Source organism: Sphingomonas suaedae (assembly GCF_007833215.1).
Lineage (GTDB): Bacteria > Pseudomonadota > Alphaproteobacteria > Sphingomonadales > Sphingomonadaceae > Sphingomonas > Sphingomonas suaedae.
In genome coordinates this window covers 1,242,633-1,260,368 of record NZ_CP042239.1, presented here as the reverse complement: position 1 = coordinate 1,260,368, position 17,736 = coordinate 1,242,633, and the positions used below count along the sequence as shown (strand labels likewise).

Here is a 17,736-nt window from a genome sequence, read left to right as displayed (position 1 = left end):
GCCACGGCATTCCAGTTTCTCCCGTGAGCGAGCCCAACGGAAGCCCCGAGCCGGCGACCGACTCGACGCCCGTCGACCAGCATCACCCGCATGGCCGCGAGGCCGCGCTGTGGAAACTGGCGGTGGGCGCGATCGGGATCGTGTTCGGCGATATCGGCACCAGCCCGCTCTATGCGTTCAAGGAGACGTTCGCGGGCCACCACCCGCTGGCGCTCGACCAGGAACATATCATGGGCGTCATCAGCCTGATGTTCTGGTCGATGATGGCGGTGGTGACGCTTAAATATGTCAGCGTGATCATGCGGGCCGACAACAAGGGCGAGGGCGGCAGCCTCGCGCTGCTGGCGCTCATCAATCGAGCGAGTGGACAGAAGAAATGGACCGCAGGGATCGTGATCCTCGGCGTGTTCGCGACCGCACTCTTCTATGGCGATTCGATGATTACGCCTGCGGTATCGGTGCTGTCGGCCGTCGAGGGTATCGCGGTCGCGGCGCCGACCTTCTCCAATTGGATTCTGCCGATCGCAGTGGCGATCCTCGTCGCGCTCTTCTCGATCCAACGTACCGGCACGGCGCGGGTCGGCGCGATGTTCGGCCCGATCATGCTCGGTTATTTCGCGACCATCGCGACGCTTGGTACGATCAGCGTCGTTCAGACCCCGGGCGTGCTCTGGGCGCTGCTCCCCAGCTATGCGGTACATTTCTTCGTGATAGACGGATTCGCGGCGTTCCTGGCGCTCGGCTCGGTCGTGCTGGCGGTGACCGGCGCAGAGGCGCTCTACGCCGATATGGGGCATTTCGGGCGCCGCCCGATCCGCGTGTCATGGCTGTGGTTCGTCCTGCCCGCGCTGATGCTCAATTATATGGGGCAGGGCGCATTGCTGATGCGCGACGCTGCCGCACTGCAAAGCCCCTTCTATCTGCTCGCCCCCGAATGGATGCGGCTGCCGCTGGTGGGGATCGCGACGATGGCGGCGATCATCGCGTCGCAGGCGGTGATCACCGGCGCCTTTTCGGTGACGCAGCAGGGCATCCAGCTCGGCTTCATCCCGCGCTTGCGCATCAGCCACACCAGCGCGGCGACGGCGGGACAGATCTATATCCCGCTGATCAACTGGGCGCTGATGATCGCGATCATCCTGCTCGTTTTGACCTTCCAGACCTCGTCCAACCTCACCGCCGCTTATGGTATCGCGGTGACGGGCGCGATGCTGATCGACAATTTCCTGATTGCGGTCGTGCTGTTCGGCCTGTGGAAGTGGAAGAAGCGCTACGCAATCCCGCTGCTCGCGCTCTTCTTCGTCGTCGATCTCGCCTATTTCACCGCCAATCTGACCAAGGTGCCTGATGGCGGCTGGTTCCCGCTGCTGGTCGGGGTGGTGATCTTCACCATGCTCACCACCTGGGCCAAGGGTCGCAGGCTCATGGTCGAGCGGATGCGGGAGGCGGCGATGCCCATCAAGGTATTCATCCAGTCCGCCGCTGTCTCCGCGACGCGCGTCAAGGGCACCGCAGTGTTCATGACCTCGACCCCGGAGGGCGTTCCCCACGCGCTGCTTCATAACCTCAAGCACAACAAGGTTTTGCACGAGCGGGTCGTGCTGCTGACCGTCAAGATCGCCGACCAGCCCTATGTCGATGAGGCTGAGCGCGTGTATCTCGACGATCTGGGCGAGGGGTTCCACCGCATGAAGATCCTGTACGGCTTCATGCAGGAGGCGGACGTGCCTGCGGCGCTGCAGTCGTGCAGCACCTGTGGCGGGGCGTTCAACATGATGGACACCAGTTTCTTCCTGTCGCGGCAGACATTGTTGCCCTCGGAACATCCGGGGATGCGGATCTGGCGCGAGAAGCTGTTCGCCTGGATGTTGCGTAACGCCGAAAGCGCGATGGAATTCTTCCGCCTGCCCACCAACCGCGTGGTCGAGTTGGGGAGCCAGGTCGAGATTTGAGGGGGAGCTGCTCCTCTTGCTAGCTGCGAACAAGCCCGGGGTCGCCCGTAGCGGATGAACGGCCCCGCCCCCATCATCGTCTCGGCGCTGTTCGGGCGCCGGGATCAGGCCGAGTTCGACGCGTTGCGGCGGGAGCATTTTCCGCCCGAGCGCAACGTGCTGCCCGCGCATCTGACCTTGTTCCATCACTTGCCGCCCTCGGCGCTGGACGAACTCAAGCACCGGCTCAATGCCGCCACGCGCGGCGTGCGCGCGCCGCCCGCAAAAGCGGCGGGTCTGATGGCGCTGGGCAGGGGCGTGGCGGTGAGAATCGAGTCGCCCGGCCTGACCGCGATCCGCCGCGCGCTGTGCGAGGCATTTGCGGGGCTGTTGACTCCACAGGATGCCGGCGGATGGCGTCCGCATGTTACTATCCAGAACAAGGTGGCCCCTTCAATGGCCAAACTGCTGCTTGGCGCGCTCGGCAAGGATTTCCGTCCTCGCGAGGTCGAGATCGCGGGCCTTGCCGCCTGGTATTATCGCGGCGGGCCGTGGGAGCTTATCTCGCGCCACATGTTCGCTTGACCGCGTCGGAATCGCTGCCTATGTGCGCCCCTCGCCCGCGCCGGACCCGGTAGCGGGCCGCCTTGGTAGGGCGGAGTAGCTCAGTTGGTTAGAGCACGGGAATCATAATCCTGGGGTCGGGGGTTCAAGTCCCTCCTCCGCTACCATCATCCCCCCGCGTCCTTGATCGTCTCCATCGCGACGAAGGTCGATGTGCTCGCAACATGCGGCAGGCTCGAGATGCGTTCGCCCAGCACTTCGCGATAACGGCGGATGTCGGCGGTGCGGACCTTGAGCAGATAGTCGAAGCTGCTGGCGATCATATGGCATTCCTCGACCTCGGGAATGCGCAGCACGGCGGCACGAAATGCTTCCAGTGCTTCCTCGCGCGTGTCGGACAGTTTTACCTCGGTGAACGCGACATGTTCGAGGCCGAGCCGCGCCGGATCGACGATCGCGCGGAAGCCGCGGATGACGCCGCTGGCGACGAGCCGCTTTACCCGAATCTGGCACGGCGTCTTCGACAGGCCTACGCGCGCGGCAAGGTCGGTAATCGAGATGCGCCCGTCGATGCGCAGAACCTCAACGATCTTTCGATCGAACGGATCGAGATCACTATGTTCGAGCGTTTGGGTGCGCATTTTGCCTGCCAAATTGTCGAAATGAAGGCAAAGTTATACGCATGGAATGACTTAAAAGTCGATCTGCCGCTTAGACCTTTGATAGGATGGGGGGCATGACCCATCCCTTCGCCGACTTCGCTCCGCCGATCCGCCCCGCCACCCCGCTGCGCGCCGCGATTACCGCAGCCTATCGCAGGCCCGAACCGGAATGCCTTGCGCCGCTGATCGCCGCGGCCGAGCTGAGCACCGGAGTGCGCGAGGCGGCCAAAGCCACAGCGACCGGATTGATCTCTGCCTTGCGCGCCAAGCATAAGGGCACGGGGGTCGAGGGGCTGGTCCAGGAATATGCGCTGTCGAGCCAGGAGGGCGTCGCGCTGATGTGTCTCGCCGAGGCGCTGCTGCGCATCCCCGATGCCGCGACGCGCGACGCGTTGATCCGTGACAAGATCTCCGAGGGTGACTGGAAGGCGCATATCGGCGACGGCCGCTCGCTGTTCGTCAATGCCGCGACCTGGGGGCTGGTGGTGACGGGCAAGCTGACGGGGAGCGTCAACGATGCCGGGCTCGCGGCGGCGCTCACGCGCCTGATCGCGCGGGCGGGCGAGCCGGTGATCCGGCGCGGGGTCGATATGGCGATGCGGATGATGGGCGAGCAGTTCGTCACGGGCGAGACGATCGCCGAGGCGCTGAAGCGCGCGCGCCCGCTCGAGGCGCGCGGCTTCCAGTACAGCTACGACATGTTGGGCGAGGCGGCGACGACCATGGCCGATGCCGACCGCTATTATCGCGATTATGAGAATGCGGTGAACGCGATCGGCACCGCTTCGGCGGGCCGGGGCGTGGTCGGCGGGCCCGGCATCTCGATCAAGCTGTCGGCGCTGCATCCGCGCTATGCCCGTGCGCAGGCGGGGCGCGTGATGGCCGAGCTGCTGCCGCGCGTGAAGGCGCTGGCGGTGCTGGCCAAATCCTATGATATCGGCTTCAACATCGACGCCGAGGAGGCCGACCGTCTCGAACTGTCGCTCGATATTCTTGAGAGTCTGGCTCTCGATCCCGATCTGGCGGGCTGGGATGGCCTTGGTTTCGTAGTGCAGGCCTATGGAAAGCGCTGCCCGTTCGTGATCGACTGGATCGTCGATCTTGCGCAGCGCGCGGGGCGGCGGATCATGGTGCGGCTGGTCAAGGGCGCCTATTGGGACGCCGAAATCAAGCGCGCGCAGGTGGACGGGTTGGCGGACTTTCCGGTCTATACCCGCAAGGTCCATACCGATGTCGCGTACATCGCCTGTGCGAAGAAGCTGCTGGCGGCCAAGCGCCACGTCTTCCCGCAATTCGCGACCCACAATGCCCAGTCGCTTGCGACTATCTACCACCTTGCGGGGCCGGACTTCGCCCTGGGCGATTACGAGTTCCAGTGCCTGCACGGCATGGGCGAACCGCTGTATGACGAGGTGGTCGGAAGTGACAAGCTCAACCGCCCGTGTCGTATCTACGCGCCCGTCGGCACGCACGAGACTCTGCTCGCCTATCTCGTCCGCCGTCTGCTCGAGAACGGGGCAAATTCGTCCTTCGTCAACCGGATCGCCAATCCCGAAGTGTCGATTGCCGAACTGGTGACCGATCCGGTCGAGGTTGTGACCGCGATGGATGCGCCCGGGAGCAAGCATCCGATCATTGCGCTGCCCGCCGACCTCTATGGCGAGCGGGTGAACTCGACGGGCATCGACCTGTCGGACGAAACTGCGCTGGCGCACCTTGGCGAGAAGCTGCGCGAGAGCGCGGCGATCGGCTGGGTCGCGGAGCCGGCGGATGGGCAGGGCAAGGCGCGGCCGGTGGCGAACCCGGCGGACGCGCTCGATATCGTCGGCACGGTGATCGAGGCGAGCGAGGACGCGGCGGCGAAGGCGGTCGAGACCGCAGCGAGCGTGGCGGCGGAATGGGCGGCGGTCCCGGTCGCCGAACGTGCCGCCTGTCTCGACCGCGCCGCGGATCTGATGCAGGATCGGATGCCGTTGCTGATGGGCCTGGTCATGCGCGAGGCGGGCAAGTCCGCGCCCAATGCGATTGCCGAGGTGCGCGAGGCGATCGATTTCCTGCGCTATTATGCGCAGCAGGCGCGCGCCACGCTGGGCATCGCCCATGCGCCGCTTGGGCCGGTCGTGTGCATCAGCCCGTGGAATTTCCCGCTGGCGATCTTCATCGGACAGGTCTGCGCCGCGCTCGTGACTGGTAACCCGGTGCTCGCCAAGCCTGCGGAAGAGACGCTGCTGATCGCCGCGCAGGGCATTGCGATCCTGCACGCAGCGGGAATCCCGGCGAAGGTGCTCCAGCTGGTGCCCGGTGACGGTCGCATCGGCGCGGCGCTGGTCGCGGCGCCGGGCACGCAGGGCGTGATGTTCACCGGGTCGACCGAGGTGGCGCGGATCATCCAGAAGCAGCTGGCGGGCCAGCTGGCCGACGATGGCACGCCGATCCCGTTCGTCGCCGAGACCGGCGGACAGAATGCGATGATCGTCGATTCCTCCGCGCTTGCCGAACAGGTCGTCGCCGATGTCATCGCCTCGGCTTTCGACAGCGCGGGGCAGCGCTGTTCGGCGCTGCGCATCCTGTGCCTGCAGGAGGACGTCGCCGACCGAATCCTGGCGATGCTGAAGGGCGCGCTGCACGAGCTGTCGATCGGTCGCACCGACCAGCTGTCGACCGATATCGGTCCCGTGATCAGCGCCGAGGCGCAGATCAACATCAACAGCCATATCGAAAAGATGCGCCGTCTGGGCCGCAACGTCGAGCAGATCGCGCTCGCCGGCGAAACCGGGCAGGGGACGTTCGTTCCCCCGACGATCATCGAGATCGATGCGATCGCCGACGTGCAACGCGAGGTGTTCGGCCCTGTGCTTCACGTCATGCGCTATCGCCGTCGCGACCTCGACCGGGTGATCGATGCGATCAACGCGACCGGCTACGGGCTGACCTTCGGCCTCCACACGCGGCTCGACGAGACGGTTGAACATGTCACGCAGCGGGTCGAGGCGGGCAATCTCTACATCAACCGCAACATCATCGGCGCGGTGGTGGGCGTTCAGCCCTTTGGCGGACGCGGGCTTTCCGGAACCGGGCCGAAGGCGGGCGGGCCGCTCTATCTGGGGCGGCTGGTCAAGGCGCAGACGGTGCCGCCGGAGATCGCATCGGCAGCCGCGGAGCCCGCGCTGCGCGACTTCGCGCTGTGGCTGGGCGATGCGGGCGAATGCGCGCGCGAGGCGGGCGAAGTGTCGCTGCTGGGCGCGCAGGTCGAACTGCCGGGGCCGGTGGGTGAGGCCAATCTCTACAGCATCCATCCGCGCGGACGGGCGCTGTTGCTGCCGCAGACGCGTGCAGGGCTGATCGAACAGCTATGCGCGGTGCTGGCGACGGGCAATCGCGCGGTGATCGGCAGCCCGGCGTTGCGCGACGCGCTGGCCGGGCTGCCGCAGCGGGTGGCGCAGCGGATCGACTGGGTTTCCGACTGGCGCGGGGCAGGGCCGTATAGCGCTGCGCTGATCGAGGGCGACCAAGCGACGCGGTTGGCAGCGCTGGCAGATATCGCGGCGCTGCCCGGACCGATCGTGCTGGTGCAGGCGGGAACGCCCCGGCTCGACTGGCTGGTCGAGGAGGTTTCCACCTCGATCAACACGACCGCAGCAGGCGGAAATGCCAGCCTGATGGCGATGGCGTAGCGGCGACGCGCGGGCGGGCCGTCGTTGGCCGCTCCCTTGGGCAGGCGGAATTTAAGTGGCGGTGGGCGCCTGCCTTTCCTACGCTAGGCCTACCCATGACCACCCGCCTAAACCTCTACACCATCCCGCCGCATCGTGCGTTCGCCGATGCGCTCGCGCAGGGGTTGATCCGGCGGCATGGGGGCGATCCGTTGCGGCTGGCGCGGGGGGTGGTGCTGGTGCCGACCAATCGCGCCAAGCGGACGATCACCGATGCGTTCGTGCGGGCGAGCGGGGGCGGGTTGTTGCTGCCGCGCATGGTGGCGATCGGCGATCCTGAACTGGACGAGGCGGCGGGGCCGTTTCTCGATCCCGCAGACGATGACGCGCCGATCCCGCCCGCGGTCGATCCGTTGCAGCGGCGAATGATCCTGGCGCGGTTGATCGAAGCGCATGACCCCAGCGTCGATGCGGCGGAGGCGGTGCGGCTGGCGGGGGATCTGGGGCGGACGCTCGACCAGATGCTGGTCGAGGAGATTGCGCCGAGCGCGCTGCGCGATGTGGTGCTGCTCGATCATTTGACCGTGCATTGGCAGCGTGCGCTGGACCTGTTCGAGATCGTTCTGGAGAAATGGCCGCAAGAGCTTGAGAAATTGGGCCGGATCGGTCTGGCCGAGCGGCGGAATCGCTTGCTCGACCGGGTTGCGGGGCGGTGGCGGGCGGAGCCGCCTGAGCGGTTTGTCTGTGCGGCGGGGATTACCACGAGCGCGCCCGCGATTGCGCGGCTGCTGCGCGTCGTGGCGGGGTTGCCGCAGGGGCAGGTGGTGCTGCCCGGCGTCGATCTGGCAATGGCGGATGAGGAATGGGCGATGCTGGGGCCGTTCCCGGCGGACCCGGTGAGCGGACGGCGGCGGCGCAGTCTGGAAACGCACCCGCAATTCCATCTGAAGCTGTTGATCGACCGGATGGGCGTGCAGCGCGGCGAGTTCGAGACGTGGCGCGTCGCGACAGAGCTGGATGCGCCGCCCGCGCGGAGCAAGGCGATTGCGAGCGCGATGATGCCGGCCGAGCGTACGACCCTGTGGAGCGATTTGCCCGCGGGCGAGCGACGGCTGGCGGGGGTACGCGCGCTGGAAGTCGCGACCCCGGCGGAGGAGGCGCAGGGGATTGCGCTGGCGTTGCGACAGGCGCTGGAGGAGCCGGGACGGACGGCGGCTTTGGTGACGCCGGATCGCGCGCTGGCCAAGCGGGTGGCGGCGCATTGCGCGCGCTGGGGCATCGCGATCGACGATTCCGCCGGGTCGGCGCTAGCGATTATGCCGCCGGGGACGCTGTTGCTGGCGCTGGCCGAGGCGGCGGCGCAGAGCTTTGCGCCGATGGCGTTGCTGGCGCTGCTCAAGCATCCGCTGGTGCGTGCGGGCGAGGCGCGGATTGGCTGGCTGGAACAGGTTCGCATCCTCGATCTGGCATTGCGGGGGCCGAGGCCGCCTGCGGGCTTGGCGGGGGTGACAGCGCATCTGGCCGATCCCGAGGGCTATGACGCGCGGGTTCGCGCGCGGGCGATCGATGCATGGGCGGAGATTGCGGCGCAGCTGGAGCCGATCGAGGCGGCGTTTGCGGCGGAGATGGTGCCACCCGCGACATTGCTGGCGCAATTGCGCGAAGGCGCGGAGCGGCTGTGCGGCGAGCGGATCTGGGCGGGCGTCGATGGCCGCGCGGCGGCGGCGTTGCTCGACGATCTGGAGCGGGAGGCGGTGCATGGTCCAGCGCTGATCGCGCCGGCGAGCCTGCCTGCCTTGCTGCGCACGTTGATGGACGAGGTGGCGGTGCGACCGCCACAGGGCGGGCATCCGCGGCTTGCCATTCTCGGTGTGATCGAGGCGCGGTTGCATGCCGCCGACCTGTTGGTGCTGGGCGGGCTGAACGAAGGGGTGTGGCCGGGGCTGCCTGCGCCCGATCCGTGGCTGGCGCCGCGCATCCGTAGCGAGCTGGGTTTGCCGGGGCTGGAGCGGCGGATTGGCCTTGCGGCGCATGACCTGGCGCAGGGGCTGGGCGCGCGCGAGGTGCTGCTGACACGGGCGAAGCGCGATGCGGGGGCGCCGACGATTGCCTCGCGCTTCTGGTTGCGGCTGGAGGCGCTGTCGGGTGGGCTGGAGCGGGCGACCGAACTCGAAGCCTGGGCGCGCGCCATCGATGTGCCGGGGGTGCATGAACCAGTGACGCGGCCCGAGCCGTGTCCGCCGGTGGCGATCCGGCCGCGATCGATACCCGTCACCGATGTCGACCGGCTGAAGGCCGACCCCTATGCCTTTTACGCCAAGCGCATGTTGCGGCTGCGCCCGCTCGATCCGGTCGACGCCGATCCGAGCGCGGCGTGGCGCGGAACGGCGGTGCATGACGCGCTGGAGCAATGGGCGCGGCACGATGGGTGTGACCCCGAGGCGCTGGAGCCGCGTGTGCTGGAGATGCTGCGCGCGGCGCACCCGATGATGCGCGCTTTGTGGCAGCCAAGGTTGATCGAGGCGGTGCGCTGGATCGTGCGCGAGACCGCGGCGCATCCGGCGCGGCGCATCCTGGCGGTGGAGCAGGAGGGCGGCGTCGACATTGCCGGCGTGCGGCTGACCGGCAAGTTCGACCGGATCGATGCGATGGGTGACGGGACGATCGGGATCGTCGATTACAAGACCGGCCAGCCGCCGAGCACGAAGGCGGTGCGCGCGGGGTATAGTTTGCAGCTGGGGCTGCTGGGCCTGATCGCCGAGCGCGGCGGCTTTGCCGGCATTTCGGGGCGGGCGAGCTGTTTCGAATATTGGTCGCTGGCGCGGCGCAATGGCGAGTTCGGCTATGTCGCGACGCCGGTCGATCCGGCGGAGAAATATGGGCGGATGAAGCCGGAGGAATTCGTGCCGACGGCAGCCGAGAACTTCGCCGATACGGCGGGGCGCTATCTGACCGGGGGCGAGGCGTTCACCGCGAAGCTGCACCCGGAATATGCGCCCTATTCCGACTATGACCAGCTGATGCGCCGGGACGAATGGTATGGCCGTGAGCGGCGCTAATATCTCCGCACTTCCCCCACTGGCCGGGAGCCAGGGGGCGGCGTCGCAGCCCGAGGCGAGCGTGTGGCTGTCGGCCAGTGCGGGGACGGGGAAGACGCAGGTGCTGGCCGCCCGCGTGTTTCGCCTGTTGCTGCGCGGGGTCGATCCTGGGGCGATCCTGTGCCTGACCTTTACCAAGGCGGGTGCGGCGGAGATGGCGGCGCGGGTGAGCGGGCGGCTGGCCTATTGGGTACGGGCGAAGCGGACCGAGCTGTTTGCCGATCTGGAAGCGCTGGGCGAGCCGGCGGATGAGGCGCAGATTGCGCTCGCGCGGACGTTGTTTGCCAAGGTGCTGGATGCGCCGGGGGGTGGCTTACGCATCCAGACGATCCATAGCTTTTGCCAGACTTTGTTGTCGGCGTTTCCGGTCGAGGCGGGGCTGACGCCGGGGTTCCGGCCGCTGGAGGCACGCGAGGAAGCGGCGCTGGCGCGCGAGGCGCTGGCGGAGATGCTGGTCACCGCCGAGCGCGAGGGGCGCGCATGGGTGATCGACGCGGTCGGGGCGCTGAGCCTGCGGCTGGGCGAGGGTAAGGCCGAGGCGTTTCTGAGCGCCTGTGCCCGCGCGCCCGAGGCGATGGCGGCGCTGCCGAGCGGGACCCAGCCATGGTTGCGGCGGGCGTTCGGGCTGCCGTCGGGCGATGTCGCTGAGGCGGCGGCGGAGTGGTGCAGCGACGATGCGTTCGATGTGGACGGGCTGGCGCGGATTGCGGATGCGAATGACGCTTGGGGGACTGCGACCGGCACGCGTGATGCCGGGGTGGCGCGGGCGTGGATCGCGGCGGACCCGGCGGCGCGGGTGGCGATGCTGGGCGAGCTGCAGTCGCTGGCGCTGACCAAGGCCGGGACGCCGAAGGTAGTCAAACCGAAGCTGACCACGATCGACCCGGATTATGAGGCGCTGCTGATCGCACTCGGCGAAGCCTGCGTTGCGGTGCAGGGGATGGTAGCGCGCGCGGGCTATGTCGATTGCCTGGCGCAGGGGCTTGCGGCCGGGCGGGAATATGCCGCGACCTATACGGCGGCGAAGCGGCGCGCGGGGGCGGTCGATTTCGATGATCTGATCGGCAAGGCGGTCGCGCTGCTCGAACAGCCGGGAATGGGCGACTGGATCCGCTACAAGCTGGATCAGGCGACCAGCCATGTCCTGATCGACGAGGCGCAGGACACCAATGTGGCGCAGTGGCGAATCGTGCGCGCGCTGGCGGACGAATTCTTTGCCGGCGAGGGTGCGCATGGCGAGGAGGTTCGCACGATCTTTGCGGTCGGGGATTACAAGCAGGCGATCTTTGGCTTTCAGGGCACCGATCCGGTCAATTTCCGCGCGGCGCAGCAGCATTTCGACACGCGCGCGGCGGGGGCGCTGGATACGCTGTCCCTGGTGCACAGCTTCCGCTCGACCGCGCCGGTGCTGGAGTTTGTCGATGCGGCGATCGATGCGCTGCCGCCGCCGGGCATGGGTGAATTTGCCGAGCCCGAGCCGCATGCCAGCCGGGTCGAGGGGCCGGGGACGGTGACCCTGTGGCCGCCGGTGGTGACAGGCGGCGACCCGGAGGACGAAGAGGGCTGGATCGACGACGCGACGCGCGAGCTGGCCAACCGGATTGCGCGGCAGATCCGGGAGTGGATCGGCACGCTGGAGCTGGAGAGCAAGGGGCGCACGCTGCGGCCCGAGGATGTGATGATCCTGGTGCGGCGGCGCGGCGAGCTGGCGGGGCTGATCGTCGCGCGGCTTTATGCCGAAGGGGTGCCGGTGGCGGGGGTCGACCGGCTGCGGCTGAATGCGCCGCTGGCGGTTCAGGATCTGCTGGCGGCGGTGCGGTTTGCGTTGCAGCCGGACGATGATCTGTCGCTGGCGGCGCTGCTGGTATCGCCGCTGATCGGGTGGAGCCAGGACGAGCTGATGGTCGCGGCGATCCGCGAGCGCGGGAGCCTGTGGCGGCATTTGCGCGCGACGCAGACACCGGAGCGGCTGGAGCCGCTGTTCGGGCTGCTGGCGCGGGCCGATTTCATGACGCCGCACCGGTTTCTGGAAGCAATCCTGACCGGGCCGATGGACGGGCGACGGAAATTGCTGCGGCGATTGGGGGCGGAGGCGCTCGATCCGATCGAGGAGTTGCTGACCGCAGCCCTGGGGTTCGAGGGGGTGGCGACGCCGACGTTGCAACGCTTCCTCGACTGGTTCGATCGCGGCGATGTCGAGATCGTCCGCGATGCCGCGCAGCCGCAGGCGGCAGTGCGGGTGATGACCGCGCATGGCGCGAAGGGGTTGCAGGCGCCGTTGGTGATCCTGGCCGATGCGACGGTGGACCCGGTGGCGGGCAATCGCGGGGATTTCGTCGCGTGGCAGCCGGATGACTTCCCGGAGAAGATCCCCGTCTTTCGTCCCAGCAAGGTAGAGCGCGGCGGGCCGGTCGATGCGGCGGTGAGTGCGGCGGAAGCGCGCGAGCTGGAGGAGCATTGGCGGCTGTTCTACGTCGCAGCGACGCGGGCGGAGGAGCGGCTGGTCATCGCGGGCGCGCTCGGGCCCAAGGCGAAGGGGGTGCCGCCGGAGTTGAGCTGGTACACGGCGGCTGCTGCCGGGCTGGACGCACTGGGCGTGGACGCGGGCGAGGGGGAGCGGAGCTTTACCGGGCTGGCGCCAACCCGCGCCGTGCCGCGCAAGGCCGTTGTCGCGGAGGCAGGTGCGGCTGCGGGCGATGTGCCCGATTGGGCGCGGCGTGCGGCTCCGGTCGAGGCGCGACCGCCGCGGCCGCTGGCGCCGTCGTCGCTGGGCGAGGATCTGGTGGCCGATCCGCCTCCTGCGGCGGCGTTGCGGGCGGCGGCAGAGCGCGGGCGGTTGATCCATGCGTTGCTCGAGCGGCTGCCGGTGGTGGCTGTCGAGCGGCGCGGCGAGGTGGCGGAGGGCTGGCTGGCGGGCGCGGAGGGCGTGGAGGATGTGGGCGAGCGGGTAGAGCTGGCGCGGGCGGCGCTGGGGGTGCTTGCCGCGCCGCGATTTGCCGCGCTGTTCGGGCCGGAGGCTCTGGCGGAGGCGCCGGTCGCGGCGGTGGTTGGCGGCGGGCATGTCGTTTCGGGGACTGCCGACCGGCTGCTTGTGACCGACGATCGCGTGCTGGTGGTGGACTTCAAGACCGGGCGGCGCGCGCCGGGGTCTCTGGCCGATGTCCCGCCCTATCATGTGAAGCAGATGGCGGCCTATGTCGCGGCGCTGGAGGTGATCTTTCCGGGGCGCGAGGTGGTCGCGGGGCTGCTCTATACCGCAGGGCCGGTGCTGTTCGAACTGCCCAGCGATCTGGTCGCGTCGCACAAGCCGGGCTTCGCGTCGGGGGAGCAAAGCTTGCCATTGAGCGCTTGAGACGCGCGGGCCGCGCCCTTACGTAGTCTGCAACAGACAGGAGATATTGAGATGGCCAAGGCCGTTACCGACGAAAGCTTTGCAACCGACGTGCTGCAGTCCGACAAGCCCGTGCTGGTCGATTTCTGGGCGGAATGGTGCGGCCCTTGCAAGATCATCGGCCCGAGCCTGGAGGAACTGGCCGAGGAGCTGGCCGACAAGGTCACGATCACCAAGCTCAATATCGAGGAAAATCCCGATACGCCGGGCAGCCTGGGCATTCGCGGCATCCCGACTTTGTTCGTCTACAAGGACGGCGAGAAGGTCGCGCAGCAGGTGGGGATTCAGGACATCAACACGAAGTCCAAGCTGAAGGCGTGGATCGAGAGCGTCGTCTAATTTCCCTCATCACCCCGGCCTTGTGCCGGGGTCCACTTCGCCGCGCGCGCGCCGCGTGAGCCTCTTGCTCCGCGCTCGCCGCACGGTGGATCCCGGCACAAGGCCGGGATGACGCTTAGGGCAGGTCGATAGGGCGGCTGTTCACCGCCAGCCACGCCGCCAAATCAGCGATCGTCATATCCTTTTCCGGGCCGTGCCACGGAACAATCAGCGGCTCCCCGGGGTAAGGCGGTCGTAGGCCAAACTGCCTCAGGGCATCGATTTGAACATCGTCCAGATCCTCGTCGCAGATTCCGAGCTGTCGGCACGGGTCGCCCTGCGCATCGACGGTTCTGCTGTTGCCAACCTCTTCGCGGCACCGAGCGATCAGCGTGTGGGTCAGGCGATCGTTTAACAGCTGAAGTTCGATCGACCATGCCATGATTAGCTCCGATAGTCGGCGTTGATCGAGATATAGCCGTGGGTCAGGTCGCAGGTCCACACGGTGGCGCGGCCTTCGCCGAGGCCCAGATCGACGCCGATTTCGATGTCCTGGCCTTTCAGATGCGCCGCGACCGGGGCTTCGTCATAGCCTTCGACCGCGAGGCCGGCTGACGCGACCTGCACGCCGCCGAAGGTGATCGCGAGCTTGTCGCGGTCGGCGGGTTCTCCGGCTTTCCCCACCGCCATGACGATGCGACCCCAGTTCGCGTCCTCGCCCGCGATGGCGGTCTTCACCAGCGGTGAATTGGCAATGCTGAGCGCGATGCGGTGGGCGCTGGCGTCACTTTCTGCTCCACCGACATCGATACGGATGAATTTCGACGCGCCTTCTCCGTCGCGGACGACGAGGTGAGCGAGCTGGAGGCACAGATCGGCGAGCGCGGCGCGGAAGGCGTCGGCGCCGTCGTTGTCTTCATCGCTGATCGGTGCGTTGCCCGCCGCGCCGGTGGCGAAGGCGAGGACGGTGTCGCTGGTCGAGGTATCGCTGTCGACGGTGATGCAGGAGAAGCTGTTGCGGTTCGCGTCGTGCAGCGCGCGCTGGAGGAACGCGGAATCGACTGCGGCATCGGTGAACACATAGCCGAGCATCGTTGCCATGTCGGGGGCGATCATGCCGCTGCCCTTGATGATGCCGACGAGGTTGATCCTGCGGCCATCGACGATAGCGGAGGTCGACGCGCCCTTGGCAAAGGTGTCGGTGGTGCCGATGGTGTTCGCGGCATCCTCCCAGCCGCACGGTTCGGCGGTGAAGGCGGCGTCGAGGCCGGCTTCGGCTTTGTCGATCGGGAGCGGGACGCCGATCACGCCGGTGGACGAGACGAACACGTCCGAAGGCTGGCAGCCCAGATGCCCGGCGACGCGCGCGGCGATCGCCTCAACCGCTGCGCGACCGCGATTGCCGGTGAAGGCGTTGCTATTGCCGGCATTGACCACCAGCGCGCGGGCGCGGCCGAGCGGGAGCGCGTCGCGGCACCATTCGACTTCGGGCGAGGGGCATTTGCTCGTGGTGGTGACGCCCGCGACCGCCGTGCCCTCGTCCATCGTGACGAAGGTCAGGTCGCAGCGGTCCCATTGCTTGTAATGCGCGCGGGCGACGCGGAGCGTGACGCCGGGGATGGCGGGCAGCGACGGGAAGGCGGCGGGGGCGAGGGGGGAGCGGGTCATGTGCGCGACCTAGCCCCGTGTGCGGCGCGGATCAAAGCGATTCGCGCATGAGCGAGGAGCAGGGTCTCATTTGTAGATTGTTGATCTAGATCGTTAATCCATTTCTTCTTGACGCAAGCGAAACGAGGCGCTTGGCTGTCCTTCGACGTGCGTTGAGGGAGACGGGAAATGAACAAGCTGGGCTGGATCGGAGGAGTGGTGGTTGCGGGCGCGGCGTTTGTCGCGGTGCCGGAGGCGAAGGCGAATACGCAGCGCAATTGCGCAGTCGATAGCGTCGCGGTGATTGACGGACGGATGCATATCAAATGCGCGCCGATCCCCGGGATCGGCCACACACAGGCGATCTATTACTTCGCGCTCAACCTCAACGAAGGACCGGCCAAGGTGCAGAGCCTGATCGCGCTCGCCATTGCGGCCAAACAGGCGCGCAAGCCGATGGTGCTGTGGTTCGACATGGAGGACTATAAAAGCGTGCCCGGCTGTGCGGGCAGCAATTGCCGCCGCCTGCGCGGCGCGGCGATGGAGTAGGGAGTTCCAATTCCTCCCCCAGCTTGCTGGGGGAGGGGGACCGCCGCCGCAGGCGGTGGTGGAGGGGCGGCTGCGGAGACAGCCGTAAGCATCCCGGCAAAATTCCGCCCTCTACGGGGCGGCCCCTCCATCAGCGCTCCGCGCTGCCACCTCCCCCAGCGAGCTGGGGGAGAAATTTAAAGAAACTCAGCCCACCGCCCCGGCAGCGCTCAGCACCGCGCGGACGCTGGCGGTCGCGACGTCTTCGTCAATGCCGACGCCCCAGACGGTGCGGCCATCTGCGGTGCGGCATTCGACATAGGCAGCCGCCTGCGCGCCCGACCCATGACCGATCGCGTGTTCGGCATAGTCGGCAATGTCGAGTTCGACGCCGAAGCCCTCACGAAGCGCGGCGACGACGCTGGAGATCAGGCCGTTGCCGCGGCCGCTGACCGATTTGCCGACGCCGTCCACCTCGACCACCCCGGCGAAGATGCGTTCGCCATTGGCGGCGCGGGTCTCGTCATAGGCGCCGAGGGTGAAGCGTTGTGGTTCGGTCAGGCGATAGGCGCTCTGGAAGGTCGCCCAGATATCCTGCGCGTTGAGTTCGCGGCTGGTTTCGTCGGCCATGCGCTGGACGTGGCGGCTGAAATCGGCCTGAAGGCGCTTGGGCAGTTTCAGCCCCTTGTCCTGCTCCAGAACCCAGGCGACGCCGCCCTTGCCGCTTTGCGAGTTGACGCGGATTACCGCCTCGTAACTGCGGCCAAGATCGGCGGGGTCGATCGGAAGATAGGGGACCTCCCACAGATCGTCATTGCGCGCGTCCTGCGCGGCGAAGCCCTTTTTGATCGCGTCCTGATGGCTGCCCGAAAAGGCGGTGAACACCAGGTCGCCGGCATAGGGCGTGCGCGGATGGACCGGGATGTTGGTGCAATATTCGACGGTCTTCACGACCTCGTCGATGTCGTCAAAGGCGAGGCCGGGATCGACGCCCTGGGTGTACATGTTCATCGCCACGGTCACGAGGTCGCAATTGCCGGTGCGCTCGCCATTGCCGAGCAGGCAGCCCTCGACCCGGTCGGCACCCGCCATCAGCCCCAGCTCCGCCGCCGCGACGCCGGTGCCGCGATCGTTATGCGTGTGCAGCGAGATCACCACGTTCTCGCGATCGGGGATATGGCGGCAGAAATATTCGATCTGGTCGGCATAGATGTTGGGCGTCGCCGCCTCGACCGTTGCGGGCAGGTTGAGGATCAGCGGGCGTTCGGGCGTGGGTTGGAGTACGTCCATCACCGCTGCACAGACCTCGATCGAGAAATCGAGTTCGGCGGTGGAGAAGGTCTCGGGCGAATATTCGAACTGCCAGTCGGTGTCGGGCTGGGCCGCCGCACCGTCGCGCAGCATCCGCGCGGCGTCGGTGGCGATGGCCTTGACCTGATCGCGCTCCATGCCGAACACGATGCGCCGCCATGCCGGGCTGACCGCATTATAGACATGGACGATCGCCTGTTTCGCGCCGCGCAGGCTTTCGAAGCTGGTTTCAATGAGGTCGCGGCGGGCTTGGGTGAGCACCTGAACCGTCACATCGTCAGGGATGCGGCCGTCGCGGACGAGGCCCGAGATGAAGTCGAACTCCGTGGCGCCTGCGCTCGGAAAGCCGACCTCGATCTCCTTGATCCCGACGCGGCAGATGAGGTCGAAGAAGCGAGTCTTCTTCTCCGCATCCATCGGGTCGATCAGCGCCTGATTGCCGTCGCGCAGATCGGTCGAGAGCCAGCGCGGCGCGCGGGTGATCGTGCGGCTCGGCCATTGGCGATCGGGCAGATCGACCTGGGGAAAGGGGCGGTATTTGACGCTGGGGTCGCGCAACATGGATCTTCTCGCTTCGGAAAGTCTGGCGTTCGGGATTCTAAATGCCCTTAGGCCGGGTGCGCGGCGCATGGC

General features: G+C 67.4%; 11 protein-coding genes and 1 tRNA gene. 8 read left to right on the top strand and 4 right to left on the bottom strand.

Annotation, left to right across the window (positions count from 1 at the left end):
* The first annotated feature begins 23 nt into the window (after positions 1–23).
* The 3 genes from FPZ54_RS06055 (at position 24) to FPZ54_RS06045 (ending at position 2,662) form a co-directional block, all read left to right on the top strand.
* Positions 24–1,952 carry a potassium transporter Kup gene (locus tag FPZ54_RS06055; protein WP_239019733.1) on the top strand — a complete coding sequence of 643 codons (1,929 nt, stop codon included), beginning with the start codon at positions 24–26 and terminating at the stop codon, positions 1,950–1,952.
* 54 nt (positions 1,953–2,006) lie between these two features.
* Complete coding sequence (locus tag FPZ54_RS06050) at positions 2,007–2,516, top strand: 2'-5' RNA ligase family protein (protein WP_145845733.1); 510 nt, start codon at positions 2,007–2,009, stop codon at positions 2,514–2,516.
* Between the two features lie 69 nt (positions 2,517–2,585).
* A tRNA-Met gene (locus FPZ54_RS06045) sits at positions 2,586–2,662 on the top strand.
* Here FPZ54_RS06045 and FPZ54_RS06040 read toward each other — a convergent pair.
* A complete protein-coding gene (locus tag FPZ54_RS06040; protein WP_145845731.1) occupies positions 2,663–3,136 on the bottom strand; it encodes an Lrp/AsnC family transcriptional regulator in 474 nt (157 codons plus the stop codon). It lies immediately after the preceding tRNA gene.
* 95 nt (positions 3,137–3,231) lie between these two features.
* Between FPZ54_RS06040 and putA the strand changes: the two genes are divergently transcribed.
* The 4 genes from putA to trxA all read left to right on the top strand — a co-directional run bounded on the left by putA (position 3,232) and on the right by trxA (position 13,638).
* Complete coding sequence (gene putA, locus FPZ54_RS06035; RefSeq protein WP_145845729.1) at positions 3,232–6,831, top strand: trifunctional transcriptional regulator/proline dehydrogenase/L-glutamate gamma-semialdehyde dehydrogenase; 3,600 nt, start codon at positions 3,232–3,234, stop codon at positions 6,829–6,831.
* A gap of 95 nt (positions 6,832–6,926) precedes the next feature.
* Positions 6,927–9,869: a double-strand break repair protein AddB gene (gene addB / locus FPZ54_RS06030; protein ID WP_145845727.1), complete on the top strand. Its 2,943-nt coding sequence runs from the start codon at positions 6,927–6,929 to the stop codon at positions 9,867–9,869.
* Positions 9,850–13,260: a double-strand break repair helicase AddA gene (gene addA, locus FPZ54_RS06025; protein WP_145845725.1), complete on the top strand. Its 3,411-nt coding sequence runs from the start codon at positions 9,850–9,852 to the stop codon at positions 13,258–13,260. The genes addB and addA overlap by 20 nt, the downstream gene beginning before the upstream one ends.
* 51 nt (positions 13,261–13,311) lie before the next feature.
* Positions 13,312–13,638: a thioredoxin gene (trxA, locus tag FPZ54_RS06020; protein ID WP_145845723.1), complete on the top strand. Its 327-nt coding sequence runs from the start codon at positions 13,312–13,314 to the stop codon at positions 13,636–13,638.
* A 115-nt stretch (positions 13,639–13,753) separates the two neighbouring features.
* Here the strand turns inward: trxA and FPZ54_RS06015 are convergent, their stop codons facing one another.
* Complete coding sequence (locus FPZ54_RS06015) at positions 13,754–14,059, bottom strand: hypothetical protein (protein WP_145845721.1); 306 nt, start codon at positions 14,057–14,059, stop codon at positions 13,754–13,756.
* Between the two features lie 2 nt (positions 14,060–14,061).
* Entirely contained in the window at positions 14,062–15,285 is a 1,224-nt protein-coding gene (gene argJ, locus FPZ54_RS06010; protein ID WP_145845720.1) for a bifunctional glutamate N-acetyltransferase/amino-acid acetyltransferase ArgJ, read from the bottom strand.
* Between the two features lie 168 nt (positions 15,286–15,453).
* On the opposite strand from argJ, the gene FPZ54_RS06005 reads away from it, so the two are divergent.
* The gene (locus FPZ54_RS06005; protein WP_145845718.1) at positions 15,454–15,813 is read left to right on the top strand and encodes a hypothetical protein; all 360 of its coding nucleotides are present in this window, start codon (positions 15,454–15,456) and stop codon (positions 15,811–15,813) included.
* Between the two features lie 186 nt (positions 15,814–15,999).
* Here FPZ54_RS06005 and leuA read toward each other — a convergent pair whose 3' ends face one another.
* A complete protein-coding gene (leuA, locus tag FPZ54_RS06000; RefSeq protein WP_145845717.1) occupies positions 16,000–17,664 on the bottom strand; it encodes a 2-isopropylmalate synthase in 1,665 nt (554 codons plus the stop codon).
* Positions 17,665–17,736: the final 72 nt, after the last annotated feature.